The sequence below is a fragment of the Microbacterium marinum genome (assembly GCF_014204835.1).
Taxonomy (GTDB): Bacteria; Actinomycetota; Actinomycetes; order Actinomycetales; family Microbacteriaceae; genus Microbacterium; species Microbacterium marinum.
The window spans coordinates 663,667-688,602 of record NZ_JACHMD010000001.1; the positions used below are offsets into that span (position 1 = coordinate 663,667).

Consider the following 24,936-nt stretch of genomic DNA (forward strand, 5'->3'; position numbering starts at 1 on the left):
GCCCGACGGCACCCGTGTCGCGAACCTGTGCGTTCGCTGATACCACTCGGCCTCACCGCGCACATGCCCGGGAACAGCGCGCGCCGCCGCTCCTACGCTCGGGCCAGGCACCACGCCGCCGCCGGCCACCCCGCGCCGACGACACCTGGCAGTCCCACCGGACCGCCGCCAGCTGACGGAACGATCGGTCGAACCCCGGGGCAATCCGATCCCGAGCTCACACCGAACACACACTGCACCACCTGAAGGACTGCAGGACTGCGGCATCCGTCGCACCTCGCCGGCCCCGCGCGGCGCCCCCGTCACCAGCGTCCTCGGCCTCGTGGTCGGCTGCGTCGTCATCTCCGGGCTCGTCACGCCCGCGCTCGGATCGACCGCCGTCGGCAGCGACGCGCCGAGCCACTCGGAGCACCAGCTCGTCTTCCCTGGCCACGACGGGCACTGACGCTCGTTCAGGTGGCATTGCCCCTGGTTCAGGTGGCAGTTCTGGTCGCTTCGGCGAGCGCGATGCGGCGTGTCCTGCCACCTGAAAAGGCGCGAGGCGCACAGCCCCCTCGTTCAGGTGGCAGTTCTGGTCGCGTCGTCGAGTGGGATGCGGCGTGTCCTGCCACCTGAAAAGACGAGTGGATGCCGCGAGCCGCGGCATCCACTCCTCATCAGAGGCCGCGGGCGAGGCGGTAGTACGCCTGGTTCCAGCGGAGCTCCTTCTGGAAGCCGCGGACGGTCGTGTCCTCGTCGATGACGAGCAGTTCGGTGCCGGCGATGTCGGCGAAGTCGCGGAACACCTCGATACCCACGGCCGTCGTCATGACGGTGTGGTGCGCGGCGCCGGCGGCGAGCCAGCACGCCGCCGAGGTCGCGAAGTCGGGCGCCGGCTCCCACACGGCGCGGCCGACGGGCAGCTTCGGCAGGTCGGGGGCGTCGACATTCTCGACGACGTTCGCGACGAGGCGGAAGCGGTCGCGCATGTCGCTCATCGCGACCACGAGCGCGGGGCCGGCGTCCGCCGTGAAGACCAGCCGCACGGGGTCGGCCTTGCCGCCGATGCCCAGCTCGTGCACCTCAAGGCGCGGCTTTGCGGTCGTGAGCGAGGGGGACACCTCGAGCATGTGCGCGCCGAGGATCCGCTCCTTGCCGGGCACGAGGTCGTAGGTGTAGTCCTCCATGAGGCTCGCACCGCCAGGCAGACCCGAACCCATGACGTTCGCGACGCGGACGAGGATCGCCGTCTTCCAGTCGCCCTCGGCGCCGAAGCCGTAGCCCTCCGCCATCAGGCGCTGCACCGCGAGGCCGGGCAGCTGCGTCAGCGCACCGAGGTCCTCGAACGACGTGGTGAAGGCGCCGAAGCCGCCTCCCTCGAGGAACGAGCGCAGCCCGATCTCGATCGCGGCGCCGTCGCGCAGCGACTGGTGGCGCTCGGCACCCGGCAGCAGCTCCTCGGCGACGTCGTAGGACGCGACGTACTCCTCGACGAGGGCGTCGATCTGGGCGTCGGTGGCCTGCGCCACGGCATCCGCCAGCTCATTCACGCCCCACGTGTTGACCTGCACGCCGAACTGCAGCTCGGCCTCGGTCTTGTCGCCCTCGGTCACCGCGACGTAGCGCATGTTGTCGCCGAAACGGGCGAGCTTCAGGGTGCGGGCAGCCTGCCAGCCGGCGGCGGCGCGCTGCCAGTCCTCGATCTGCTGCACGACGACCGGGTTCGACACGTGCCCGACGACCGTCTTGCGCGAGACGCCCAGGCGCGTCTGGATGTACCCGAACTCACGGTCGCCGTGCGCGGCCTGGTTGAGGTTCATGAAGTCGAAGTCGATGTCGTTCCACGGCAGCTCGACGTTCGCCTGCGTGTGCAGGTGGAGGAGCGGCTTGCGGAGGGCATCGAGGCCCGAGATCCACATCTTCGCGGGGCTGAACGTGTGCATCCACGCGATGACGCCGATGACCGAGTCGTCGGCGTTCGCGTCGAGAGCGAGCCGGCGGATCGAGTCGGCATCCTTCAGCACCGGCTTCCACTCGACCTTCACGGGGAGCCCGGCGAGGCCCTCGGCGACGGCCTGCGACTGCTCGGCGACCTGGCGCAGCGTCTCCTCGCCGTACAGGTTCTGGCTGCCGGTGACGAACCAGACGGTGTACTGCTCGAGGCTGGTGGAGAGGGTCATGCTGTTCCTTCGTTCGATGAGCGGATGCCGCGCAGCGGCAGAGCGGGGATCGCGGCGGCTTCGACGGCGAGGCCTGCGCGGTAGCGGGCGAGGTAGTCGGCGAACCCTGCGACGTCGGCGGGCTGCGGGTCCGCGGTGACGGACGCCGCTCCCGCGAAGACGCGATCGGTCAGGTAGGTCGCGAGGTCGGTCGTGCGCTCCGTGGCGGCGAACGCGGCGAGCACGGCCATGCCCCACGCCCCGCCCTCAGCGGCGGTGTCCCCGACCGTGACGGGTGCGTCGAGCGCCCCGGCCAGGAAGCGCTGCGCGACGCCCGCGGTGCGGAACACGCCGCCGTGCGCGAACATCTTCTCGAGCGCGACACCCTCCTCGGCGAGGGTCTGCATGCCGATCGCGAGCGTCGCGAAGACGCCGTACACCTGCGCGCGCATGAGGTTAGCGAGCGAGAAGTCGGCGTCGGGAGTGCGCACCACGAGCGGCCGGCCCTCGTCGAGGCTGGCGATCGGCTCGCCCGACAGGTGGTTGTACGCGAGCACGCCGCCGGCATCCGCGGCGCCCTCGAGGGCTTCGCGCAGGAGCGTCTCGTAGACGGCATCCGTCGTCAGGGACTGACCGGATGCCGCGGCGAAGCGCGCGAACAGCGACGCCCAGGCCGCGAGCTCGCTCGCGCCGTTGTTGCAGTGCACCATCGCCACCGGGTCGCCGGCGGGCGTCGTGACGAGGTCGATCTCGGTGTGCACCCGCTCGAGGGGGCGCTCGAGGACGACCATCGCGAAGATGCTGGTTCCCGCGCTGACGTTGCCGGTGCGCGGCGCGACGGCGTTCGTGGCGACCATGCCGGTGCCGGCGTCGCCCTCGGCAGGGGCGGCGACCGCGCCCGGGCGGAGGGCGCCCGATGGGTCGAGGAGGGCTGCGCCGTCGGCGGTCAGGGTCCCGGCATCCGCTCCCGCGGGGAGGACCTCGGGAAGCAGGTCGACGAGACTGCGGCCGGCGAGGAAGCCGGCGGCATGAGCGTCGTACGCGGCAATCCGGTCGCGGTCGTACCCGCCCGACGCGTCGATGGGGAACATCCCCGACGCGTCGCCGACACCCAACACGAAGCGGCCGGTGAGCTTCTCGTGCACCCACCCGGCGAGCGTGTTGATCTTCGCGAGCGAGGCGAGGTGCGCCTCATCGTCGAGGATCGCCTGGTGCAGATGCGCGATCGACCAGCGGAGCGGGATGTTGACGCCGAGCAGGTCGGTGAGCTCCGCCGCGGCGGCACCGGTCGAGGTGTTCCGCCACGTGCGGAACGGGACGAGCAGCGTTCCGTCCGCGTCGAACGCGAGGTAGCCGTGCATCATCGCCGAGACGCCGATGCCGGCGAGGTCGGTGAGCTCCGCGCCCCGCCGCCGGACGTCGGCGACGAGGTCGGCGTACGCGGCCTGCAGGCCCGACCACACGGCATCCTCGGAGTACGTCCAGACGCCGTCCTCGAGCGCGTTCTCCCACTCGTGACTGCCGACGGCGAGCACGACCGTGGGGTCAGATGCGTCGACGAGGCACGCTTTGATGCGGGTCGAGCCGAGCTCGATGCCCAGCGCTGCGCCGCCCGAAGAGATGACGGATGCCGCACTCATCGGCGGGCGTCCGTGCTCTGGCCGTAGACGTTCTGGTACCGGTTGTAGAGGGCGTCGATCTTGTCCTGCGGGATGGGGATCAGCTCGCCGCCCTGCCGGGCGAAGTGCACCGTGCGGGCGGCGTCCTCGCACATGACGGCGGCCTTCACGGCATCCTTCGCGGTCACGCCGATCGTGAACGGACCGTGGTTCTGCATAAGGACGGCGCGCGAGCGGTGGCCGGTGAGGGTCTCGACGATGCCGCGGCCGATGGAGTCGTCGCCGATGATCGCGAACGGTCCGATCGGGATCGGACCGCCGAACTCGTCGGCCATCCCGGTGATGACGCAGGGGATCTCCTCGCCGCGGGCGGCCCAGGCGACCGCGTAGGGGGAGTGGGTGTGCACGACGCCGCCGACCTCGGGCATGTTGCGGTAGACGTACGCGTGTGCGGCTGTGTCGCTCGACGGGGAGCGGTCGCTGCCCGGGCTGCCGGCGATGACGTTGCCGTCGAGGTCGCAGAGGATCATGTTCTCGGGCGCGAGGTCGTCGTACGAGACGCCCGAGGGCTTGATGACGAACAGGTCCGCACCGGGGACGCGGCCCGAGACGTTCCCGCCCGTCCAGATGACGAGGCCGTAGCGGACGAGTTCGGCGTGCAGGGCGGCGACCTCGGCGCGGACGGCGTCGATCGCCTGCTGCACCTCGGGGCTGATCGCCTCATTGGGATCGGACATGTGTCGAATGTTACCGATAACACGGTGCATTCGCCACCGTGGTGAGGTGCCGAGGCTTGGGCGCCGGCCGGTCAGCGCGGGCCGGTCAGCGCGGGGCGGTCGAGTCGCGCGCGACGAGCGCCGGCTCGGCCGCCGGGGCGTCGGCTGTTTGCCCGAGCACGTCGGCGACGACTCGGCGGGCCTCGCCGGCGGTGTCGACGCGGACGGTGGTCAGCGCCGGCGTGTAGAAGGCTGCATCGGCATTGTCGTCGAAGCCCGTGACGCTGACGGCGCCCGGCACGGCGATGCCGAGTCGCTGCAGTCCCGCGATCAGGCCGAGCGCCATCTGGTCGTTCGCCACCGCCACCGCCGTCGGGCCGTCGGGTTCGCGGAGCGCCGCGGTGACCTCCCCGGCTACCGCGGCGCCCGCCGCTGCGCTCCAGTCGCCGTGCCAGACGCCCGCGGCGCTCAACCCGGCAGCCGCGAGGGTCTCGGCGGCGCCGGCATCACGCGCGATCGCCTCGAGCCAGTCGGCGGGCCCCGCGAGCCGGGCGATGCGTCGGTGACCGAGGTCGATCAGGTGCGACACTGCGAGCGCGGCCGCGCGGCGTTGCACGTCGCCGCCCGCCCCGGTGTGAAGGGCGGCCAGCGGCGTCTCGCCGATCGTGCCGCGGAGTGCGGGGAGCGTGGCGGTGTGCGGCGCGACGACGATGATCGCGTCGACTCCTTGCGCCAGCAGACGGGATGCCGCGGTGGTCACGGCGCCGGGGTCGTCGGCATCGGCGTACGCGGTCGCGATCCAGTGGCCGACGTCGCGCGCGGCGGTGTCGAGGGCGGCGATCCCGGCGGACGGACCCGAGAGGGTGGCGTCCGAGGCGATGACGCCGAGGGTCCGCGTCGTCGAGGTGCCGAGCGCTCGCGCCGCGTTGTTCACCCGGTAGCCGAGCTCGGCCATGGCCGCCTCGACCCGGGTGCGGGTGTCGGGGCGGACGTTGGGACTCGCGTTGATCACCCGCGAGACGGTCTGGGTCGAGACGCCCGCGCGAGCGGCGACGTCGCGCACGCCCGCTCGTGTCGTCCCCGTTCGTCCCATGCGGCTCACCTTATCCGCGCGGCGCGCGCATCCCGGACTCGGCGCCAGCCATCCCGCCCACCTTGCATCCCGCGGACGGAATGTCGAGGGCCCGCGGGGATCCGCGGGCTTCGTTAACGTGGAGAGGACCGGAGACCCGAACCGTCGGAGGGTGCAGATGCGGATCCTGCAGCGCCTCGCGCTCGCGCGCCTCCACGCGCGCATGCCCGAGTGGGTGCGGATCTCGATCGCGGTGCTCGCGCTCGTCCTCGGCGTCGTCATCGTCATCCGCCCGACGACCGCCCTCGACGTGCTCGCCTGGCTGATCGGCGGCGGGATGGTGCTCACCGGCGTTCTCGACCTGACGGGCCGCGTGGACGAGGCGGAGCGCCCTCGGTGGCGCACCCTCACGGGTCTCGGCTGGCTCGTCGGCGGCCTCATCGTGCTCGTCGCGCCGGGACTGACGGTCCGGCTTCTCGCGGGTCTCGTCGGCATCCTCCTGCTCGCCGCCGGCGTGCTCGGCCTCATCGGCACGTTCGGGCGCGGACGCACGATCGATGCGCGCATCGCGGATGCCGCGTTCGGGGCGTCGGGCGTCATCTTCGGCGCCCTCGCGCTGTTCTGGCCCGACATCACCCTGCTCGTCGTCGCCGTCGTGTTCGGTGCCCGGCTCATCATGAGCGGTGTCGTCGACCTGTGGACGCGCGCCCGTCGCCGCAACGACGCAGCGCGCCCCGCGGCGGACCGCCCGCGGCGGCGATGGGGGCGGACGGTCATCGCGGTCGTTTCCGTCGGCCTCGCGGTCACGACCGCGGTCGTCACGGTACCGCTTCGCGAAGGATCGACGGTCGTCGACGACTTCTATGCGGCGCCCCGCGACCTGCCCGACGCGCCGGGCCAACTCGTGCGCGCGGAGCCCTTCACCGCCGGCATCCCGAACTCGGCGAACGGATGGCGGATCCTCTACACGACCACTGGTGTCGACGGGCGGGTGCGCGTGGCGAGCGGCATCGTCGCGGTGCCGAAGGAGGGCGACGGGCGGTGGCCGGTCGTGGACTGGAACCACGGCACGACCGGATTCGCACAGCACTGCGCGCCCTCGCTGCAGGAGCGGGGCATGTGGTCGGGGGCGATGTACATCCTTCCGACGCTCATCCGGGAGGGATGGGCGGTCGTCTCGACCGACTACATCGGGCTCGGAACCGAGGGGCCGCACCCGTACCTGGTCGGGCCTCCGAGCGCGACCGCATCGCTCGACGCGGTGCGGGCGGCGAAGCAGCTCACCGAGGCCGACCTCGGTGCGCGGACCGTGGTCTGGGGACATTCGCAGGGCGGGGGAGCGGCGCTCTGGGCGGGGGCGCTCGCCCGAGACTACGCGCCGGACGTCTGGGTCCAGGGGGTAGCGGCGCTCGCCCCGGCGAGCGACCCGGCGGCTCTCGTGCAGAACATCTCCGACGTGACCGGCGGCAGCATCTTCGCCTCGTACGCGTTCGCCTCGTTCTCGGAGATCTATCCCGATGTCGAGTACCGCGACTACGTCCGCCCCGGCGCCGAGACCACGCTGCGTCAGATGTCCGACCGCTGCCTCACCGACCCGTCGATCATCATCTCGGTGGCCGCGGCGCTCGGGATGAGCGGGGACACCCGCCTGTTCTCGACCTCGCCGGCGACCGGTGTGCTCGGCGGACACCTCCGCGACAACACCGCGCCGCTGCGTCAGACCGCGCCCCTTCTGCTCGCGCAAGGCGGCTCGGACAGCGTCATCTCCGTCGGCGCGCAGTCCGACTACGTCGATCGGGCGTGCGCGGCGGGTCAGGACGTCGACTTCCGCATCTACGACGGCTACGAGCACGCCGCCGTCGTCGAGCGCCCGTCGCCGCTGCTCGACCAGCTCATCGAGTGGACCCGCGACCGCTTCGCCGGCATCCCCGCCGCCGAGGGGTGCTCGACGACGCGGTACTGACGAGCGGATGCCGCGCCGCGGCATCCGTCCCCGGTCTCCGCCCGCACGACGGCACATATCCTGGGACGCATGACCGAGAACACCCTCCCCTCCGGCATCCGTCTCGACGAGCTGAGCGAGAGCGTGCGTCCGCAGGACGACCTCTTCCGCCACGTGAACGGGTCGTGGCTCGACCGCACCGAGATCCCCGAGGACAAGGCGCGCTGGGGGTCGTTCCACCTCATCGCCGAGCAGGCCGAGGACGACGTCAAGGTCATCATCGAGGAGTCGCAGACAGCGGAGCCCGGGACGGAAGCCCGGAAGATCGGTGATCTGTACACGAGCTTCATGGACACCGACGCGATCGAGGCGAAGGGCGCCGAGGCGATCGCCCCGCAGCTGACCTTCGTCGACCGGGTGACCGACATTCCGGGGCTGCTGCACACCGTCGGCGTCCTCGAGCGCGAAGGCGTGGGCGGGGTGTTCGGGACCTACATCGAGCCCGATCCCGGCAACCCGCAGCGCTACGTCACGTTCATCGTCCAGGGAGGGCTCTCACTCCCCGACGAGAGCTACTACCGCCTTGATGACTTCGAGGGCACCCGTGCAGCCTTCCGCACCTACGTCGCCACCATGCTGTCGTTGGCGGGAGTCGCCGACGCCGAGGCGCAGGCCGACCGGGTGCTCGCGCTCGAGACCGAGCTCGCGTCGCATCACTGGGACAACGTCCGCAGCCGTGACGCCGTCGCGACCTACAACCTGATGACGTGGGATGCCGCGGTCGCGCTCGCCGGCGTCGACCTGGCACCGTGGCGCGACGCCGTCGCCCCCGGCCGGGCTGAGGCGATCGCCGAGGTCAACGTGTACCAGCCGAGCTTCCTCGAGGGGCTCGGATCGCTGCTCATCGAGGAGCGGCTCGAGGACTGGAAGGCGTGGCTGCGTCTGCATGTGATCCGCGCGTCGGCGCCGTTCCTGTCGCAGGCGTTCGTCGACGCGAACTTCGCGTTCTACGGCACCGAGCTGACCGGCGTCCCCGTCAACCGGGCGCGGTGGAAGCGCGGCGTCTCGCTCGTCGAGGCCGCCCTCGGCGAGGCCGTCGGCAAGGTGTACGTCGAGCGGCACTTCCCGCCGCAGGCGAAGACGGAGATGGATGAGTTGGTCGCGAACCTCATCGAGGCGTACCGGCAGTCCATCACCGGTCTCGAGTGGATGACGCCCGCCACCCGCGAGCGTGCCCTCGAGAAGCTCGACAGCTTCACCCCCAAGGTCGGCTACCCCGTGAAGTGGAAGGACTACAGCGACCTCGAGATCACGGCATCCGACCTCACCGGCAACGTCCGCCGCTCGAACGCGTGGGAGCACGACCGTCAGCTCGCCAAGCTCGGCGCCCCCATCGACCGCGACGAGTGGTTCATGACGCCCCAGACGGTCAACGCGTACTACAACCCCCTCATGAACGAGATCGTGTTCCCGGCGGCGATCCTTCAGTTCCCGTTCTTCGACCTCGAGCGGGATGCCGCGGCGAACTACGGCGGCATCGGCGCGGTCATCGGCCACGAGATCGGCCATGGCTTCGACGACCAGGGGAGCGCCTTCGACGGCACCGGCGCCCTGAACGACTGGTGGACCGACGAGGACCGCGCGGCGTTCACCGAGCGCACGAGCGCGCTCATCGAGCAGTACAACGCGCTCGTCCCGCAGGGGCTCGCCGATGACCACACCGTCAACGGCGCCCTGACGATCGGCGAGAACATCGGCGACCTCGGCGGCCTCGGCATCGCGATCAAGGCGTACCGTCTTCACCTGGCCTCGACCGGGTCGTCCGACCCCGACGGTCCCGTGGTCGATGGATTCACCGGCATCCAGCGCCTGCTGCTGAGCTGGGGACAGATCTGGCAGCAGAAGGCTCGCGACGCCGAGGCGATCCGGCTCCTCACGATCGACCCGCACTCGCCGAACGAGTTCCGGTGCAACCAGATCGTCCGCAACGTCGACGAGTTCTACACCGCGTTCGGGGTCACCGAGTCCGACGCGCTGTGGCTCGACGAGGACAAGCGCGTCACCATCTGGTGAGCATGCGCGGCGCGCCGGTCGTCAGTATCGAGCTGCTGCTCGACGAGGCGACTGAGCGCGCCGTGCGCGCGGAGTGGGAGGCACTCGCCGCGGCGGGCCTGTCAAGCCTCGCCGCGCACACGGCGCCGAGCAACCGGCCGCACGTGACGCTGCTGGTGCGGCCTGAGCTGGGGCCGTTCGCTGTCGCCGAGCGTGCGGCGTTCCCGGTCGTGCTCGGCGCCCCGATGCTGTTCGGTGCCGGTGACCGTCGGGTGCTGGCGCGAGCGGTGCTGCCGTCTGCGGAGTTGCTCGAGCTCCACGCCGCGGTGCATGCCGCCGCCGGGTCTGGCGCGCCGCACGCCGCGGAGGGCGTGTCGCTCGCCGTGGCGGGCGCCGATGCGCCGCACACCAGCCCTGGGGAGTGGATGCCGCACGTCACCCTCGCGCGCCGCCTGAAGGTGGCCGACCTCGAGCGCGCGCTGCCCCTGCTCGGCGGCGAGCTGCACGGCCGCGCCCTCTCGCTGCGGCGGTGGGACGCGGCATCCGCCACCGTCACCGACCTCGGCGGTTTCCCCGACTGACCGGCGCTCGACCCGACGCGAACTGCCGTTCCCCGCCCGCTCATGCGATGTTTTGCAGTCGGCTCGACGCGCCTGCGGGTGGGAGAATCCGCACGTCGCTTGACCCTCACACGGTGTCAGACTGTGGCCTGGGATCACCATGTTGAGTATCGGAGAATTCGCCCGCCTCGCCGGCGTCTCGGTGCGGATGCTGCGTCACTACGACCAGCTCGGTCTGCTGCGCCCGCAGCGGGTCGACCCATTCTCGGGGTACCGCTCATACGCAGCGTCGCAGCTGGATCGCGCCAACCGGCTCGTCGCCCTGAAAGACCTCGGGTTCACCCTCGAGCAGGTCGGCGTGATGCTGGACGACGGGATGCCGGATGTGTCACTGGCCGGCCTGCTGCGAACGCGCCGCGAGGAGTTGGCGGCGCAGATCGACGCCGACCGGCAGCGTCTGCGCGAGGTCGAGACGAGACTTCGATCGATCGAGAAGGAGCATCCCATGTCCGCATTCATCGAGACCCCGCTGCCCGAACTGCATCTGGTGCAACTCGCCGCGAAGGTCAGCGAGATGGCGCAGATCGAGGAGGAGATCAGCGGCATGTTCGACCGCGTGAACGAGCTGATCGGACGGTCCGGCGCGACGCGCGTCGGGCCGGGCGTCGCTGTGTACACCGACGTCGAGGACGGCATGATCGCGGCCGCCGCCGAGCAGATCGGCGACGCTCCCGTGCCCGACGGGCTCGACGCCGCGACCGTGGCGGCGCACCCGCGCGCTCTGACCGTTCGTCTCGACGGCGCTGACCTCTCCGGCATCCAGGCGGCATGGCAAGCACTGGTCGCCGAGATCGAACGCCGCGGACTGCGCTCGGACGGCCCCGCGCGCGAGATCTACGAGCAGACGCCTTTCGACGGTCCCGGTGCTCGCTGGACCGTCGACCTGCAGCAGCCCGTCGCCTGACCGCTCGACCCGACGCAATCGGTCGTCTCGCACGCGTGTGACGGACGGTTTGCGTCGGGTCGGCGGCGCTCAACCCCTCCCGGGCAGCCACGCCGCGTCGCCCTCGAGCGCGGCGAGGATCTTGCGGGTGTGGTCGCCGAGCTGCCGCGCCTGCGCCGCGGTGAGCGCGCCGAAAACGAGCCGCTCGACCAGCGCGACGTGGCCAGGGGCCGCTGCGCGCTGCGCGTCGGCACCGGCATCCGTCAGGACGGCGAGCGTGTAGCGGCCGTCGGACGGGTCGGTCTCGCGCCGCAGCAGTCCGCGCGCTTCGAGGCGGGTCGCCGCCCGCGACAGGCGCGACAAGGTGCTGTGCGCGTAGCCGGCGAGCACGCTCATCCGCAGCGTCCGGTCGTCGGCGTGCGCGAGCGCGTACAGGACGCCGTACTCGAAGTGGGTGAGTCCGGCATCGCGCTGGAGCTGCGCATCGAGCGCGGCGGGGAGCCACTCGAGGAGCGTCGCGAGCGACGCCCAGGTCTCGAGTTCAGCGGGTTCGAGTGCGTCGGCGGACATGCGTTCAGCGTACGGCATGACTTGCTCAGGCAAGTGAAGCTGTATAGCCTGACTTTCCCAAGCAAGTCAACAAAGGACGAGGACATGGACCTCCAACTGCGCCACAAGCGCGCGTTCATCAGCGGATCGACGCAGGGCATCGGCTTCGCGATCGCCGCCGCGCTCGCCGCCGAAGGCGCGAAAGTGGTACTCAACGGTCGCGATCAGACCCGGACGGATGCCGCCGTCGCACGCCTCCGCGAAGAGGTGCCCGGCGCCGACGTCTCTGCGATCGCCGGAGACGTGTCGGCCGCGCTGGGCGACCTGGGCGACGTCGACATCCTCGTGAACAACGCGGGCCAGTTCGCCCTCACCGATTTCGCCACCCTCGGCGACGACGAGTGGCAGCGGTACCTCGACGTGAACCTGCTGAGCGCCGTTCGGCTGTCGCGCGAGGTGCTGCCGGGCATGCTCGCGCGCGGGTGGGGCCGCATCGTCAACATCGCGAGCGAGTCGGGGGTGAACGTGCCCGCCGAGATGATCCCCTACGGCGTCACGAAGGCGGCGATGATCGCGCTCGGCAACGGGCTCGCGAAGCTCACCCGTGGCACCTCGGTCACCGTCAACACCGTGCTCGGCGGACCGACGTACTCCGACGGCGTGGCATCCGTCGTCGAATCTCTCGCCGCTGCCCAGGGCGCGCCGGCCGACGCGATCAAAGCCGCGGTCATCGGGGAGAACCGGACGAGTCTGCTCGAGCGGTTCATCGAGCCGGCGGAGATCGCGAGCCTCGTCGCCTACCTCGCGAGCCCGCTCGCGTCGGCCACGAACGGTGCCGCACTGCGTGCCGACGGCGGCGTGCTCACCACGACGCTCTGACGCCCCCGGGGGTCAGAAGACGATCGTGTGGTTCCCGTGCCGGATGATGCGGTCTTCGGCGTGCCAGCGGACGGCCCGTGAGAGCACCTGGCGCTCGACGTCGGCACCGCGGCGGACGAGCTCCTCCGTGGTGTCGGCGTGCGTCACGCGGATGGTGTCCTGCTCGATGATCGGACCCTCGTCGAGGTCGCCGGTCACGTAGTGGCTCGTCGCGCCGATGAGCTTCACGCCGCGCTCCTTGGCCTTGCGGTACGGCTCGGCGCCGATGAAGGCGGGCAGGAAGGAGTGGTGGATGTTGATGACCGGCACGCCCAGCTGCTCGAGGAACTCCGGCGACAGGATCTGCATGTAGCGGGCGAGGACGACGAAGTCGACGTTGCCCTTCAGCAGCTCGAGGATCTTCGCCTCGGATGCCGACTTGTCGGGGCCCGCGACCGACGGCACGTGGAAGAACGGGACGCCCAGCGAGCGCACGTCTTCCGCCGACGTCGTGTGGTTCGAGATCACCATCGGGATCGTGGTGGGCAGCTCGCCGCGGCGGTTGCGCCACAGCAGGTCGAGCAGGCAGTGGTCCTGCTTCGACGCGAGGATGGCCATGCGCTTGGGGACCGACTGGTCGGTCAGCGACCATTCCAGTTCGAAGGGGTCGAGCGTCGCCGCGATCTCCGTCTCGATCTGCGGACGGGCTGCGGCGAAGTCGGGGCGGTGGAACACCACCCGCTGGAAGTACGCGCCGCCGCGCGGGTCGTCGGAGTACTGGTCGAACGCCACGATGTTCCCGCCGATCCGCGTGATCATCGCCGAGACGGCGGCGATGATCCCCGGGGTGTCCTTGCCGTGCACGATGAGGCAGGCGTGGGCGGGGTGCAGCTGCGGGGCGGGGGAGGTCATCCTTCGATTCTGCCCTGTGCGGGTGGATGCCGCGGAACGCCGCCCCACTCATCCCCCCGGCTCAGGCGGAGTCCGTCACATCCCAGGGGTCGGCACCGGTGGCGACGGGTCTCCCGCTGGTGCGCGACCATTGGCTCCACGATCCGGTATAGATCTTCGCGTCGACGCCGGCGAGCTCGAAGGCGAGCGCCGAGTGCGTGGACGCCACGGCCGATCCGCAGTAGACCGCGACGGTCACGCCGGGGCGGATGCCGTGGGCGGCGAGGGCAGACGCGATCTCGGAGGGGGCGCGCAGTCGCCCATCGGGGCGCATGTGGGTCACGGCGGGGACGTTCACCGCACCCGGGATGTGGCCGCCGATGGGATCGAGGGTCGCCGCGCGGCCGCGGTACTGGTCGGGACTGCGGACGTCCACGAGCACGCCGTGCTGGGGGAGCCGTGCCACGTCGGGCAGCGAGATGACACCCGGGTCGTCGTCCCCGATGACCGCGTCGCCCGGCTCGACGGCGACGTCGCCGGTCTGGAGTGGGAGTCCTGCGGCGATCCAGGCGCGCAGTCCACCGTCGAGCACGCGGATGTCCACGCCTCGGCGGCGCAGCAGCCACCAGGCCCGCGCCGCAGCTACGCCGTCGTTGTCGTCGTACGCCACGACGAGGTCGCCGCCGTTGACACCCCAGCGCTGCACGGCGGTACGCAGCTCATCGAGGCTGGGAAGTGGATGCCGCCCCAGCTCGGGGTGCCCGGGACTTGCCAGCTCCCTCTCGAGGTCGACGTAGACCGCGCCCGGCAGATGCCCGGCGACGTAGGCCGGCCGCCCCTCGGGCACATCGAGTCGCCATCGCACGTCAAGCAGACGCACCGTGCGCCCGGACGCCCGGGCGACGTCGATGTCGTCGACGGAGATGAGGTGGCCCACCCTGCGAGCCTGTCGCCGCGGCGTGGCATCCGTCCCGCCCGGAGAAACATGGCGAAACGCCCCGCGTCACACGGCGCAACAGAGGGAGGTCAGCGCACTCCCCGCATGAGCGCGAGCACCGGCCGGACGCACACCAGGAGCAGCACGCCCATCACGATCGAGATGACGCCGAGCGTCGCGAAGTAGGGCACCTCGTTCGCCGGGTCGTAGAGGGTGGCGAGCTGTCCCGAGATGGCGGTTCCGAGCGAGACCGACAGGAAGAACAGCGCCACCATCTGCGTCTGGAAGACCTCGGGGGCCAGCTTCGTCGCCGCCGAGAGCCCCACCGGCGACAGCATGAGCTCGGCGATCGTGAAGGTGAGCAGGATGCCGGCGATCGCCAGCAGCGGCGTCGAATTCGCTCCGCCGCCGGCGAAGGGCAGGAACAGCAGGAACGCGACGCCCATGATGACGACGCCGAGGGCGAACTTGGTGGGCGTCGGCGGCTGTCGGCGGCCGAGCTTCGTCCAGATCGCGGCGAAGACGCCGGCCAGCAGGATGATGAAGACGGGGTTGATGGACTGCACCCACGGAACGGGCATCGTCCAACCGAAGAGGTTGCGATCGAGGCGCTCGTCGGCGTACAGCGTCAGCACGGTGAACTGCTGCTGGTACAGCGACCAGAACACCACCGAGGTGACGAACAAAGGGAGGAAGCCCCACACCCGGCTCCGCTCCTCCGACGTGATCCGCCGGCTGAGGAGGATGACGGCGAAGTACGCGATCGCGGCCGCGATCACCGCGATGATCACGATCAGCGCGAGGTTGTCGGCGCGGATGACGCCGGTGAAGATCAGGACGAGGATGAGCACCACACCCGCGGCGGCGACACCGGCGACGAGCGGGTAGCGCGACGAGGGCAGGGGGTTCGGAACGTGCCGTGCCTCGTCGGGGAGGCTCCGCCGGCCGAACGAGTACTGCGTCAGGCCGAGCGCCATGCCGAGGGCGGCGAGGCCGAAGCCCCAGTGGAAGCCGAGCGAGTTCTGCAGGAGCCCGGTGAGCAGAGGCCCGGCGAACGCGCCCAGGTTGATGCCCAGGTAGAACAGCGAGAATCCGGCATCCCGTCGGGTGTCGGTGCCGGAGTACAGCGTCCCCACCACGCTGGTGGCGGTGGCCTTCAGCCCTCCCGACCCGACGGCCACGAGGATCAGGCCCACGATGACCCCCGCGAAGCCGGGGAGCGCGGCGAGGGCGATGTGGCCGGCCATGATCACGATGGTGCTGAAGAACAGCACGCGCTCGGCGCCGAGCATGCGGTCGGCGACCCAGGCCCCCAGCACCGTCGAGAGATACACGGCGCCGCCGTAGGCGCCGACGATGCCGGCGGCGACCGCCTGATCCATCCCGAGGCCGCCGTCGGTCGCGGTGTAGTACAGGTACAGCAGCAGGATGCCCTGCATGCCGTAGAAGCTGAACCGTTCCCACATCTCGACGCCGAACACGTGCGCGAGGGCGAACGGCTGCCCGAAGAACCGGGTGTCGCGTGTCGCGGTGTCGTCGGCGGAGGGCAGGTCGACGGGTGGAACATTCCGCATTCCTGCCACGGTAGCCCTGCACTCTGGATACGGCACCCAGGTTGTGCGCACCGCCCGTCCCGCGCCAGGCGGCGATAGCGTGGCGGCATGGCGCACGCTCACCCCGATCTCGACATCCGCGAACTGCGCACGACCGAGGAGATGGTCGCCGCCAGCGCCGTCTTCGAAGCGGTGTGGGGATCGCCCGATGGTGGCATGCCCCCGAACCTGCTGCGTGCGCTCCAGCACTCGGGCAACTATGTGGTCGGGGTGTACGACGGCGCGCAGATGATCGCGGCATCCGCAGCGTTCTTCGGTCCGCCCGCTGCGCGCAGCATGCACTCGCACGTCACTGGAGTGCTTCCCGGCTTCCAGGCGCGTGGTGTGGGCCGGGCGCTGAAGGCGCACCAGCGGGAGTGGGCGTTCGCCCGCGACGTCGGCACGATCACGTGGACCTTCGACCCGCTCATCGCGCGCAACGCCCACTTCAACCTCGAGGTGCTCGGAGCGCGCGTCACCGACTACCTCGTGCACCACTACGGCGCGATGGGCGACGGCATCAACGGCGGCGACGAGAGCGACCGGCTGCACGTCGCCTGGCGCCTCGCCTCACCGCTGCCGACTCCCGACCCGGCGGACGTGGTCGCGGTGGTCGAGATCCCGCAGGACATCGAGCGGCTGCGGCGCGACGATCCCACCGCCGCGGTGGCGTGGCGGCGGCGGGTGCGCGACGACTTCCGCGCGCAGCACGATGCCGGCCTCGTGGTCGGCGGCTTCGTGACCGGGCAGGGGTACCTCTTCACCCGCCCCTGATCGTCGGATGCCACGCATCCCGGTCGTACGCTGGGGCCATGCCGATCGCCGCGCCCGCAGCATCCGTCCGTCTCGAGGAGATCGAGCTCCGGGTGCTGCACCTTCCGCTCGTGAGTCCGTTCACCACGTCGTTCGGCACCGAGACGGTGCGGGAGGTGATCGTCGTCCGTGCGCGAACCACGGACGGGGTCGACGGCTGGGGTGAGATCGTCACGCAGCACATGCCTTCGTACTCGAGCGAGTACACCCACGGCGCGTGGGACGTGGCCACGCGCTGGCTCGCCCCCGCGCTCCTCGCGCGCGACGCGATCGCGCCCGAGGAGGTGCCGGCGGTGTTCGATCCCTTCGTGGGGCACCGGATGGCGAAGGGAGGCCTCGAGCTCGCGGTCGTCGACGCGGCGCTGCGCACGCAGTCGCGCTCGTTCGCCTCATACCTCGGCGCCGAGCGCACCGCCGTCCCCTCGGGCGTCAGCGTCGGCATCCAGGCCGACCCCGTCGCCCTGGTCGAGACGGTCGCCGGCTACCTCGACGAGGGGTACGTGCGCATCAAGATCAAGATCCGCCCGGGCCGCGACCTCGCCGACACCGAAGCCGTCCGGTCGGCGTTCCCCGGCATCCCGTTGCAGGTCGATGCGAACTCGGCCTACACACTCGCCGATGCTGACACCCTCGCCCAGCTCGACCGGTTCGGGCTCCTGCTGATCGAACAGCCCCTGGAGGAGGACGACATCGTCGACCACGCCGCGCTGGCCCAGCGGCTGAAGACCCCGATCTGCCTCGACGAGTCGATCACGTCCGCCAAAGCGGCGCGGGATGCGCTGGCTCTGGGGGCCACCACCGTGATCAATGTGAAGGCCGGTCGGGTGGGCGGCTACCTCGAAGCCGTCCGCATCGCCGACCTGTGCGAGGCGGCCGGCATCCCGGTGTGGTGCGGCGGCATGCTCGAGACGGGGATCGGGCGCGCGGCGAACGCCTCCCTCGCGGCTCTGCCCGCCTTCACGTTGCCCGGAGACGTATCGGCATCCGACCGCTTCTACGCGCGCGACATCGTCACCGAGCCGGCCGTCCTCCGCGACGGACACGTCGCCGTCCCCGACGGCCCGGGGCTCGGCGTCGAGATCGATGCCGACATGCTCGAGGCGGTCACCGTCGAGCGGCGCACCCTCCGGCGCTGACGCCCTGCGGCGTGGTCACCAGACGATGCCGCCGCCGAGCGAGATACCACCCCACGTCAGCAGGATGAAGATCACCGCGAACACGACGGGCGCGATGCCCTTGCCGCCGCGCGCGACGCCTTTCAGCAGCCCGATCGCGGCGAGGACCGCCGCGACCAACGAGAGCCCACCGCCCAGGATCAGGCCGATGAACAGGGGGATCGGCATGAGGATCAGTCCGGCGAGGCCCACCCAGAAGGCGGCCCAGGCGGTCTTGTTCGAGGGGCGTTCGGTCGCGTAGCTCATGGTGTCATCTTCGCGCGCTGCGCGTGGTCTCGTCGAGCGGATGCCGCTCCCCGGTGGATCGTGGTAAAGCGTGGTGTCAGTGCGGCAGCGACGGGTGCATCTCGTGCGGATCCCGGCGGCGCGGGATGAACAGCGCGATCGCCAACGCGACGGCGGCGGCGCCGATGCCGAGGGCGAACGAGGTCTGGAACGCGGCGGGGGTCGGGACAGCGACGCCGTCACGGGTCACCGACATGGCCGCGAGGACGGCTCCGACCAGCGCGGCGGCCGTCGACGTCCCTAGTGAGCGGAACAGCGCGTTCAGTCCGTTCGAGGCGCCGGTCTCGGTCGGCGGAACCGACCGCATGATGAGCATCGGCATGGCGGCGTAGCCGAAGCCGATGCCGACGCCGATGAGCAGGTTGGCGACGAGGATGTGCCACACCTCGGAGGCGAACAGCAGTGAGTATCCGTACGCCACGATGAGCGCGGCCGCGCCGAGCACCAGCAGGAGCTGCGGCCCGACGGTGCGGGCGAGGCGACCCGAGAACGGCGAGAGCACCATCATCACGAGACCCGAGGGCATGACGATCAGGCTGGCCTGCAACAGGGAGAGGCCGAATCCGCCGGCGGCGGCGGGGAGTTCGAGCATCTGCGGATACGAGACGTTCGAGGCGAACAGTGAGAACCCCACCGCCACCGAGGCGAGGTTGGTCAACAGCACGGCGGGCCGTGCGGCGACGCGCAGATCGAGGAGCGGCTCGCTCAGACGCAGCTCGTACCAGCCCCATACGAGGAGGACGGCGATGCCGCCGAGTCCGCACGCGAGGGTCGCCGGCGACGCCCAGCCCCACTCGTTGCCCCGCGAGATCGCCAGCAGAACGCCGGTGAGTCCGACGGCCAATCCTGCTGCCCCGATGTAGTCGAACCGTCCGGCGGTGCGCAGCACGCTCGGCGGGATGATCCAGACCACCAGGGCGAAGACGATGACGCCGAGCCCGGCCGACATCCAGAACAGCACATGCCAGTCGCTCGTCTCGGTGATGATCGCACTCACCGGCATCCCGATCGCACCGCCGACGCCCAGGGTGGCCGACATGAAGGCGATGGCCGCGTCGATCCGGTCTTCATGCAGCACGTCGCGCATGATCGAGATGCCCAGCGGCACCACGCCCGTCACCGCGCCCTGCAGTGCCCGTCCGACGATCACGCCGACGATGCCGGGCGACACCGCAGCGATGATCGACCCCACGACCAGGAGCGCGAGGAGCACCAGGACGATCCGGCGCTTGCCGTACATGTCGCCCAGGCGTCCGGCGATCGGGGTGAACACCGCCGCCGCGAGCAGCGTCGCGGTCACGACCCAGGCGGTGTCCTCGCGGCTCGCGCCGAGCAGCTCGGGCAGTTTCGACTGAATCGGGACGACAAGCGTGAACATGAACGACGACGCGAGCCCTGCCACCGAGAGCACCGCCACGATGGCTCCCTGGCGCGGCATCCGGGTCAGTCGTCGTCTGTCGTCCCCGTCCGGTGCCATCCCTTCAGGCTATCGGCGGAGCGGATGCCGGGACGCGTCCGCCCGGGCTCACCCCGCGTCGCGCCAGGCGTCGGACTCGAGGTGCGAACCCGCCTGCGGACCCATCTGCAGCATCCCGCCGTCGACGACCCACGTCGCACCCGTCACGTACGACGATGCGGGGGAGGCGAGGAACGCGACGACGTCGGCGATCTCCTCGGGCTTGCCTGGACGGGGGATCGGGATGCCGGGGCGGTGCGTGCGCTCGGCCTCCTCGGCATCCATGTCGTTGATGGGGGTGGCGATCTCGCCCGGGGCGACCGAGTTGACGGTGATGCCCTTCGCGCCGAGTTCCTGCGCCATCGTCTTCACGAGTCCCTCGAGGCCGTGCTTGGACGCGACGTACGCGGCCGAACCGACGCGGGGCTGCGATCCGTGCACGCTCGTGACGGCGATGATCCGCCCTTCCTGGCCGGCGTCGGCCATGAGGGTCGCCGCGGTGTGCATCCCCATGAAGGCCCCGTCGAGGTTGAGGGCCACGACCGAGCGCCATCCATCGAGGTCGAGATCGAGGAAGGGGCCACCGCTGCCGCCGCCGGCGTTGTTGACGAACACGTCGAGGCCGCCGAGGTCTGCGGCGAGCTGCCGGATGACTCCAGGGACGGCGGCGAAGTCGGTCGCATCGAATTGGGCGACGACCGCCTTGCGCCCGCGTCGGCGGACCTCTTCGGCGGTGTCGTTAGCGCCGTCCTCGTCGGAATGCCACGTGACGCCGACGTCGAGGCCGGCGTCGGCGAGGGCGATTGCGGTGGCCCGACCGATGCCGGAGTCGGAGGCGGTCACGATGGCGGTGCGCGGGGTGAAGGTCATGCCCGCGACGCTACGTCGGCAGATTCGTCCGGTGCACCGGGTTGACAGCCGCGGCGGTCAGCGCGAGGCGTCGAGCCCCGAGCCGGCGCTGACCCGACGCAAAACGTCGCTGCGCGGGGCGCGAGACGACCGAATGCGTCGGGTCGGCGATAGCGGGGCGGGGAGGCCGCCGTCGGCGACGGCCGCCCCCGCGGCAGTCAGACCGCGTCGGGCGAGGGTGCGGCGGGCGCCTCGGCATCCGTGGCGGCCGGTGTGGATGCCGCCGTGTCGGCCGTCGAGGATGAGCGGCGGCGCAGCGGCGCGGCATCCTCCTGCAGGCCCTGCTCGTTCTGCAGGCCCTGCTCGTTCTGTAGACCCTGGGCGATGCCACGGCCCGTCGCCTGCCCCTGGATGATGCCTCGCAGATCGATGCCGGTCGCCGCCTGAACGGCGTCGAAGGTGGCGCGCATGCTGGAGGCGCTCTCGCTGGCGATGTGGCTCGACGCGCCCTCGCCGCCGAGGACGGTGATCGAGCCGACCTTGTCGAAACCGCGGGCGAACTCCGTCATGAGCGGCACGAGCGCCTCGATGGCGCGCTGCGCGAGCAGGGCCTCCTGGTTCTGCGCGATGGCGGCGGCTTCGGCCTTGATCGCCTCGGCGCGTGCCTCACCCTCGAGGCGGACGGCGTCGGCCTCGGCCTGGGCGCGCAGGCGAGTGGCCTCCGCCTCCTGGGCGGCGATCTGCGCGCGGGCCTCAGCGGCCTTGACCTGCGTGTACGCGTCGGCGTCGGCGGCCCGCTGGCGCTCGTAGAGCGACGCGTCGGCGACCTTCTTGACGTCGGCATCTAGCTTGGCCTGACGGTTCTCCGCCTGCTGCAGCAGAACCGCCTGCTCGCGTTCCGCTCGGGCGAGCGCTTCGGCCTGCTCGGCCTCGGCGCGGGCGCGGCCGACCTGGGCGGATGCCTCAGCGGTGTTCCGGTCGTACGCGGTCTGCTCGATGAGGTTGGCCTCGTCGGTGGCGATCTGGCGCGCCTTGACCTCGCGTGCGGCGTTGATGCGGGCGACGTCGGCCTCGCGGCGAACGCGCTCGACCTCGGTCGCGCCGAGCGCGTCGATGTAGCCGTTCTTGTCGGTGACGCCCTGGATCTGGAACGAGTCGAGGATGAGGCCCTGGGCGAGCAGGTCGCTCTTGATGCCCTCGGCGATCTGGTCGGACAGCTTCTGGCGGTCCTTCATCAGCTGCTCGACGGTCAGCGTCGCGACGACGCCGCGGAGCGCACCCTCGAGCTGCTCGGTCGTGAACTGCTCGATGGCGCCGTCCTGCGAGAGGAAGCGCTCAGCGGCGCGGCGCACGAACTCGGGGTCGGAGCCGATCTTGACCAGGGCGACGCCGGCGACACTGACCGTGACGCCGTTGGATGCCTGCGCGGTGGGCTCCATCTTGATCTGACGGGCGCGGAGCGAGATCATCTCGGCCCGCTGCGTGAGCGGGTTGACGAGCGAGCCGCCGCCGGTGATCACGGAGATCCGCGAGGAGTCGCCCGCCGCGTTCTTCTGGCTCTTACCGACGACCACCAGAGCCTGGTCTGCCTTGGCGACCTTGTACCAGGCGCGCAAGACGATCATCAGGATGATGATGAAGACGATGACGGCGGCGACGACGATGCCGCCGATCACGAGTGCTCCGCCGGCGATGAGTGCATCCATGTGCTGTTGTTCCCCCTGAGTTTCGACCGATTCCGGTGCCGATGTCGTCCTCCGAACGTATCTGGTCGAGCACGTGCGCGGCGAGGGAGAACTCCCCATCGGGCGGAGGTCCTACGCTGGCGGCATGACGACGCCCCCGCCGCCCGGATACCCGGTCTACGCCCCGACGCCGCCGATGAGTCCCGCCGATGAGCGGCTCTGGGCGACGTTCGCCCACGTGGGCGGCATCGTGCTGTCCTGGCTCGCGCCCCTCGTCATCTACCTCGTCCACCGCGACCGGGGGCCCTTCGTGCGCGCGCACAGCGCCGCCGCGCTGAACTTCCAGCTCACGGTGCTGATCGCGGTACTCGTGTGCGTCCCGTTGATGTTCGTGGGCATCGGCTTCCTGCTCCTGCCGGCGGTCGGCATCTACGCGCTGGTCATCGAGATCCTCGCGGCCATGAAAGCGAACCAGGGGGAGTGGTACACGCCGCCCCTCACGATCCGATTCGTCTCCTGACCGCTCGCTCCGTGGACGGGGGCGGCAGCCACGCCGCCCGATAGACTCGAGGGACGCCGCCGGTGCGGCATCCGCGCTTTCGCGCACCTTCCTCAACGACCATTGGAGCCACCGTGGCCGAGCAGTCTCGCCTCGACAAAGTCATCGCCCTCGCCCGCCACCGCGGGTTCGTTTTCCAGGCGGGCGAGATCTACGGCGGATCGCGTTCGGCGTGGGACTACGGCCCCCTCGGTACGGAGCTCAAAGAGAACATCCGCCGCCAGTGGTGGCAGACCTTCGTCCGCGGCCGCGGCGACATGGTCGGCCTCGACTCCTCGGTGATCCTGCCCAAGCGCGTCTGGGAGGCATCGGGCCACGTCGCCACGTTCGTCGACCCGCTCGTCGAGTGCCTGCAGTGCCACAAGCGTTTCCGCGAGGACACCCTCATCGAGGACTTCGAGGCGCGCAAGGGCCGCAAGGCCGAGAACGGCCTGGGCGATGTCCCCTGCCCGAACTGCGGCACGAAGGGCAACTACACCGAGCCGAAGTCGTTCTCAGGCCTCGTGAAGACCTACCTCGGCGTCACGGGCGACGAGAGCGGCCTGCACTTCCTCCGCCCCGAGACGGCGCAGGGCATCTTCGTGAACTTCTCCAACGTGCTGACCGCGTCGCGCAAGAAGCCGCCGTTCGGCATCGGCCAGGTCGGCAAGGCGTTCCGCAACGAGATCACGCCCGGAAACTTCATCTTCCGCACCCGCGAGTTCGAGCAGATGGAGATCGAGTTCTTCACGCCGCCCGCTGAGGCGACCGAGTGGTTCGAGCACTGGGTGAAGGCGTGCTGGGACTGGTTCATCGACCTCGGCATCGACCCCGAGAACATGCGCCAGTTCGACGTGCCCGAAGAGGACCGCGCGCACTACTCGGCCGGCACCATCGACGTCGAGTACCGCTTCGGGTTCACCGGCAAGGAGTGGGGCGAGCTCATGGGTGTCGCCAACCGCACCGATTACGACCTGTCGTCGCACATCGAGGCATCCGGCACGAAGCTCACCTACTTCGACCAGGCCTCGGGCGAGACGTACGTGCCGTACGTCATCGAGCCGTCCTTCGGTCTCACCCGCGCCATGATGGCGTTCCTCGTCGACGCGTACCGCGAGGAGGAGGTGCCCAACGCCAAGGGCGGCACCGACACCCGCACAGTGCTCGGGCTCGACCCGCGCCTCGCGCCCGTCAAGGTCGCCGTGCTGCCGCTGAGCCGCAACGAGCGTCTCTCGCCGCTGGCCCGCCAGGTCGCCGACGAGCTGCGCGCGAGCGGCTGGAACGTCGACTTCGACGACGCCGGTGCGATCGGGCGCCGCTACCGCCGTCAGGACGAGATCGGTACCCCGTTCTGCGTCACGGTCGACTTCGACTCGCTCGACGACAACGCGGTGACGATCCGCGACCGCGATTCGATGGCGCAGGAGCGCGTGTCGCTCGAGCAGCTGCAGTCCTGGCTCGCCCCGAAGCTTCGCGGCGCCTGATCCGAGGGGTCGGCAGATGGCGAGGTTCATCGCTCACGCCGTCAGCCTGCTGCTGATCGTCGTCGGCATCCTCCTCGCCGTGCTGGCGGGCGTGCCGGCGTCGATCGCGGTGGCGACGGATGCCGCGGGCACCCCGCGCGGCCAGGCGCTCGCCCAATTGCTCGTCCTCTTCGGGATCGGCGATGGCCGGGTGACCGACCCCCTCGCAGGCTGGGTTGCTCGCGGGATGATCATCGCCGCGGTGGTCGTCTTCGTCGTGGCGTACCTCGTCGAGCGACGAGCCGTTCCTCGTCCGCCTCGGACGTGACCGTCTTTCTGTCGGAGCCGCGCGAGCGAAACGGCGTTTCAGAACACCGTGATCAGTCGGTGACGGTGATCCGCGCGCGCTCGTCGCCGCCCGCGATCGTCCACGCGTAGGTCTGCTGCAGGATGCCGCGCAGGACGTCGAGGTCGATGAGCTCGAGGTCCTTGATGTAGAGACAGCCGACGCTCGAGGTGTGCGGGCCGAGCCGCTCGAGGCCGTCGGTGTGCGCCGCGACCGAATCGAGGTAGATCGTCGACGAGGTCTTCCGGGGCGAGAACGCCAGGATGGGCATGTCCCCCTCGTTGCCCGTCGGGTAGCGGTAGTGGCAGCTGCCGAAGCCGATGATCGTGCCCCAGAGCTCCGCCTCGCGGCCGGTGATCTCGGCCATCATCGCCACGAGCGTCCCGGCGTCGCGCTGGCGCTTTGCAGGCGTCACCTCGGCGATGAACGCGCCGACACTGCCGCCGGTCGGCTCCAT

24 protein-coding genes are annotated in these 24,936 nt (G+C 70.6%); 11 read left to right on the plus strand and 13 right to left on the minus strand.

Annotated features, from left to right (window positions below):
• Positions 1 to 322: 322 nt before the first annotated feature.
• Positions 323 to 445, plus strand: coding sequence for a hypothetical protein (locus BKA24_RS15710; RefSeq protein ID WP_281385732.1), 123 nt, complete (start codon positions 323 to 325; stop codon positions 443 to 445).
• A gap of 211 nt (positions 446 to 656) precedes the next feature.
• On the opposite strand, the gene araA is transcribed toward BKA24_RS15710, so the two are convergent.
• The 4 genes from araA to BKA24_RS03270 all read right to left on the minus strand — a co-directional run bounded on the left by araA (position 657) and on the right by BKA24_RS03270 (position 5,566).
• Positions 657 to 2,159, minus strand: coding sequence for an L-arabinose isomerase (gene araA / locus BKA24_RS03255; protein WP_184215033.1), 1,503 nt, complete (start codon positions 2,157 to 2,159; stop codon positions 657 to 659).
• Positions 2,156 to 3,778, minus strand: coding sequence for a xylulokinase (locus BKA24_RS03260; RefSeq protein WP_184215036.1), 1,623 nt, complete (start codon positions 3,776 to 3,778; stop codon positions 2,156 to 2,158). The genes araA and BKA24_RS03260 overlap by 4 nt, the downstream gene beginning before the upstream one ends.
• Entirely contained in the window at positions 3,775 to 4,494 is a 720-nt protein-coding gene (locus tag BKA24_RS03265) for an L-ribulose-5-phosphate 4-epimerase (RefSeq protein ID WP_184215039.1), read from the minus strand. Before BKA24_RS03265 ends, BKA24_RS03260 begins: the two co-directional genes overlap by 4 nt.
• Before the next feature lie 85 nt (positions 4,495 to 4,579).
• Positions 4,580 to 5,566 carry a LacI family DNA-binding transcriptional regulator gene (locus BKA24_RS03270; protein WP_184215042.1) on the minus strand — a complete coding sequence of 329 codons (987 nt, stop codon included), beginning with the start codon at positions 5,564 to 5,566 and terminating at the stop codon, positions 4,580 to 4,582.
• Between the two features lie 157 nt (positions 5,567 to 5,723).
• On the opposite strand from BKA24_RS03270, the gene BKA24_RS03275 reads away from it, so the two are divergent.
• The 4 genes from BKA24_RS03275 to BKA24_RS03290 all read left to right on the plus strand — a co-directional run bounded on the left by BKA24_RS03275 (position 5,724) and on the right by BKA24_RS03290 (position 11,063).
• Entirely contained in the window at positions 5,724 to 7,508 is a 1,785-nt protein-coding gene (locus tag BKA24_RS03275) for an alpha/beta fold hydrolase (RefSeq protein ID WP_184220370.1), read from the plus strand.
• A 69-nt stretch (positions 7,509 to 7,577) separates the two neighbouring features.
• The gene (locus BKA24_RS03280) at positions 7,578 to 9,560 is read left to right on the plus strand and encodes a M13 family metallopeptidase (RefSeq protein ID WP_184215045.1); all 1,983 of its coding nucleotides are present in this window, start codon (positions 7,578 to 7,580) and stop codon (positions 9,558 to 9,560) included.
• A 2-nt stretch (positions 9,561 to 9,562) separates the two neighbouring features.
• Positions 9,563 to 10,120 (plus strand): 2'-5' RNA ligase family protein, encoded by a 558-nt coding sequence (locus BKA24_RS03285; RefSeq protein WP_246366997.1) that lies wholly within the window; start codon positions 9,563 to 9,565, stop codon positions 10,118 to 10,120.
• Positions 10,121 to 10,259: 139 nt separating this feature from the next.
• Positions 10,260 to 11,063: a MerR family transcriptional regulator gene (locus tag BKA24_RS03290; RefSeq protein ID WP_221417271.1), complete on the plus strand. Its 804-nt coding sequence runs from the start codon at positions 10,260 to 10,262 to the stop codon at positions 11,061 to 11,063.
• A gap of 69 nt (positions 11,064 to 11,132) precedes the next feature.
• Here BKA24_RS03290 and BKA24_RS03295 read toward each other — a convergent pair whose 3' ends face one another.
• On the minus strand, positions 11,133 to 11,612 hold the full coding sequence (locus BKA24_RS03295; protein WP_184215051.1) for a MarR family winged helix-turn-helix transcriptional regulator: 480 nt from the start codon (positions 11,610 to 11,612) through the stop codon (positions 11,133 to 11,135).
• An 84-nt stretch (positions 11,613 to 11,696) separates the two neighbouring features.
• Here BKA24_RS03295 and BKA24_RS03300 point away from each other — a divergent pair, with 84 nt between their 5' ends.
• The gene (locus BKA24_RS03300) at positions 11,697 to 12,470 is read left to right on the plus strand and encodes an SDR family NAD(P)-dependent oxidoreductase (protein ID WP_184215055.1); all 774 of its coding nucleotides are present in this window, start codon (positions 11,697 to 11,699) and stop codon (positions 12,468 to 12,470) included.
• Between the two features lie 12 nt (positions 12,471 to 12,482).
• Here BKA24_RS03300 and purU read toward each other — a convergent pair whose 3' ends face one another.
• The 3 genes from purU to BKA24_RS03315 all read right to left on the minus strand — a co-directional run bounded on the left by purU (position 12,483) and on the right by BKA24_RS03315 (position 15,851).
• Positions 12,483 to 13,361: a formyltetrahydrofolate deformylase gene (purU, locus tag BKA24_RS03305; RefSeq protein ID WP_184215057.1), complete on the minus strand. Its 879-nt coding sequence runs from the start codon at positions 13,359 to 13,361 to the stop codon at positions 12,483 to 12,485.
• Between the two features lie 61 nt (positions 13,362 to 13,422).
• A complete protein-coding gene (locus BKA24_RS15865; protein ID WP_184215060.1) occupies positions 13,423 to 14,277 on the minus strand; it encodes a rhodanese-like domain-containing protein in 855 nt (284 codons plus the stop codon).
• An 89-nt stretch (positions 14,278 to 14,366) separates the two neighbouring features.
• Positions 14,367 to 15,851, minus strand: coding sequence for a peptide MFS transporter (locus BKA24_RS03315; protein WP_184215063.1), 1,485 nt, complete (start codon positions 15,849 to 15,851; stop codon positions 14,367 to 14,369).
• A gap of 87 nt (positions 15,852 to 15,938) precedes the next feature.
• Here BKA24_RS03315 and BKA24_RS03320 point away from each other — a divergent pair, with 87 nt between their 5' ends.
• The gene (locus BKA24_RS03320; protein WP_184215066.1) at positions 15,939 to 16,643 is read left to right on the plus strand and encodes a GNAT family N-acetyltransferase; all 705 of its coding nucleotides are present in this window, start codon (positions 15,939 to 15,941) and stop codon (positions 16,641 to 16,643) included.
• Between the two features lie 38 nt (positions 16,644 to 16,681).
• Positions 16,682 to 17,818, plus strand: a complete 1,137-nt coding sequence (menC, locus tag BKA24_RS03325; RefSeq protein WP_184215069.1) for an o-succinylbenzoate synthase — start codon at positions 16,682 to 16,684, stop codon at positions 17,816 to 17,818.
• Between the two features lie 15 nt (positions 17,819 to 17,833).
• On the opposite strand, the gene BKA24_RS03330 is transcribed toward menC, so the two are convergent.
• From BKA24_RS03330 to BKA24_RS03345, 4 genes are all read right to left on the minus strand, one after another.
• Positions 17,834 to 18,103, minus strand: coding sequence for a hypothetical protein (locus BKA24_RS03330; RefSeq protein ID WP_184215072.1), 270 nt, complete (start codon positions 18,101 to 18,103; stop codon positions 17,834 to 17,836).
• A gap of 76 nt (positions 18,104 to 18,179) precedes the next feature.
• The gene (locus BKA24_RS03335) at positions 18,180 to 19,580 is read right to left on the minus strand and encodes an MFS transporter (RefSeq protein WP_184220375.1); all 1,401 of its coding nucleotides are present in this window, start codon (positions 19,578 to 19,580) and stop codon (positions 18,180 to 18,182) included.
• A gap of 87 nt (positions 19,581 to 19,667) precedes the next feature.
• The gene (locus tag BKA24_RS03340) at positions 19,668 to 20,468 is read right to left on the minus strand and encodes an SDR family oxidoreductase (protein WP_184215075.1); all 801 of its coding nucleotides are present in this window, start codon (positions 20,466 to 20,468) and stop codon (positions 19,668 to 19,670) included.
• Positions 20,469 to 20,665: 197 nt separating this feature from the next.
• On the minus strand, positions 20,666 to 22,153 hold the full coding sequence (locus BKA24_RS03345; RefSeq protein ID WP_184215078.1) for an SPFH domain-containing protein: 1,488 nt from the start codon (positions 22,151 to 22,153) through the stop codon (positions 20,666 to 20,668).
• Between the two features lie 124 nt (positions 22,154 to 22,277).
• On the opposite strand from BKA24_RS03345, the gene BKA24_RS03350 reads away from it, so the two are divergent.
• The 3 genes from BKA24_RS03350 (at position 22,278) to BKA24_RS03360 (ending at position 24,461) form a co-directional block, all read left to right on the plus strand.
• Positions 22,278 to 22,652, plus strand: coding sequence for a DUF4870 domain-containing protein (locus tag BKA24_RS03350; RefSeq protein ID WP_246366999.1), 375 nt, complete (start codon positions 22,278 to 22,280; stop codon positions 22,650 to 22,652).
• A 113-nt stretch (positions 22,653 to 22,765) separates the two neighbouring features.
• Positions 22,766 to 24,154: a glycine--tRNA ligase gene (locus BKA24_RS03355; RefSeq protein ID WP_184215080.1), complete on the plus strand. Its 1,389-nt coding sequence runs from the start codon at positions 22,766 to 22,768 to the stop codon at positions 24,152 to 24,154.
• A 16-nt stretch (positions 24,155 to 24,170) separates the two neighbouring features.
• Positions 24,171 to 24,461 (plus strand): hypothetical protein, encoded by a 291-nt coding sequence (locus tag BKA24_RS03360; protein ID WP_184215083.1) that lies wholly within the window; start codon positions 24,171 to 24,173, stop codon positions 24,459 to 24,461.
• 52 nt (positions 24,462 to 24,513) lie between these two features.
• Here BKA24_RS03360 and BKA24_RS03365 read toward each other — a convergent pair whose 3' ends face one another.
• Positions 24,514 to 24,936, minus strand: coding sequence for a DUF1801 domain-containing protein (locus tag BKA24_RS03365; protein ID WP_184215087.1), 423 nt, complete (start codon positions 24,934 to 24,936; stop codon positions 24,514 to 24,516).

Coding starts and splice junctions, on each gene's coding strand:
- araA (WP_184215033.1), bottom strand. CDS start 2,159: ATGACCCTCTCCACCAGCCTCGAGCAGTACACCGTCTGGTTCGTCACC.
- BKA24_RS03260 (WP_184215036.1), bottom strand. CDS start 3,778: ATGAGTGCGGCATCCGTCATCTCTTCGGGCGGCGCAGCGCTGGGCATC.
- BKA24_RS03265 (WP_184215039.1), bottom strand. CDS start 4,494: ATGTCCGATCCCAATGAGGCGATCAGCCCCGAGGTGCAGCAGGCGATC.
- BKA24_RS03270 (WP_184215042.1), bottom strand. CDS start 5,566: ATGGGACGAACGGGGACGACACGAGCGGGCGTGCGCGACGTCGCCGCT.
- BKA24_RS03275 (WP_184220370.1), top strand. CDS start 5,724: ATGCGGATCCTGCAGCGCCTCGCGCTCGCGCGCCTCCACGCGCGCATG.
- BKA24_RS03280 (WP_184215045.1), top strand. CDS start 7,578: ATGACCGAGAACACCCTCCCCTCCGGCATCCGTCTCGACGAGCTGAGC.
- BKA24_RS03285 (WP_246366997.1), top strand. CDS start 9,563: ATGCGCGGCGCGCCGGTCGTCAGTATCGAGCTGCTGCTCGACGAGGCG.
- BKA24_RS03290 (WP_221417271.1), top strand. CDS start 10,260: ATGTTGAGTATCGGAGAATTCGCCCGCCTCGCCGGCGTCTCGGTGCGG.
- BKA24_RS03295 (WP_184215051.1), bottom strand. CDS start 11,612: ATGTCCGCCGACGCACTCGAACCCGCTGAACTCGAGACCTGGGCGTCG.
- BKA24_RS03300 (WP_184215055.1), top strand. CDS start 11,697: ATGGACCTCCAACTGCGCCACAAGCGCGCGTTCATCAGCGGATCGACG.
- purU (WP_184215057.1), bottom strand. CDS start 13,361: ATGACCTCCCCCGCCCCGCAGCTGCACCCCGCCCACGCCTGCCTCATC.
- BKA24_RS03315 (WP_184215063.1), bottom strand. CDS start 15,851: ATGCGGAATGTTCCACCCGTCGACCTGCCCTCCGCCGACGACACCGCG.
- BKA24_RS03320 (WP_184215066.1), top strand. CDS start 15,939: ATGGCGCACGCTCACCCCGATCTCGACATCCGCGAACTGCGCACGACC.
- menC (WP_184215069.1), top strand. CDS start 16,682: ATGCCGATCGCCGCGCCCGCAGCATCCGTCCGTCTCGAGGAGATCGAG.
- BKA24_RS03330 (WP_184215072.1), bottom strand. CDS start 18,103: ATGAGCTACGCGACCGAACGCCCCTCGAACAAGACCGCCTGGGCCGCC.
- BKA24_RS03335 (WP_184220375.1), bottom strand. CDS start 19,580: ATGCCGCGCCAGGGAGCCATCGTGGCGGTGCTCTCGGTGGCAGGGCTC.
- BKA24_RS03340 (WP_184215075.1), bottom strand. CDS start 20,468: ATGACCTTCACCCCGCGCACCGCCATCGTGACCGCCTCCGACTCCGGC.
- BKA24_RS03345 (WP_184215078.1), bottom strand. CDS start 22,153: ATGGATGCACTCATCGCCGGCGGAGCACTCGTGATCGGCGGCATCGTC.
- BKA24_RS03350 (WP_246366999.1), top strand. CDS start 22,278: ATGACGACGCCCCCGCCGCCCGGATACCCGGTCTACGCCCCGACGCCG.
- BKA24_RS03360 (WP_184215083.1), top strand. CDS start 24,171: ATGGCGAGGTTCATCGCTCACGCCGTCAGCCTGCTGCTGATCGTCGTC.
- BKA24_RS03365 (WP_184215087.1), bottom strand. CDS start 24,936: ATGGAGCCGACCGGCGGCAGTGTCGGCGCGTTCATCGCCGAGGTGACG.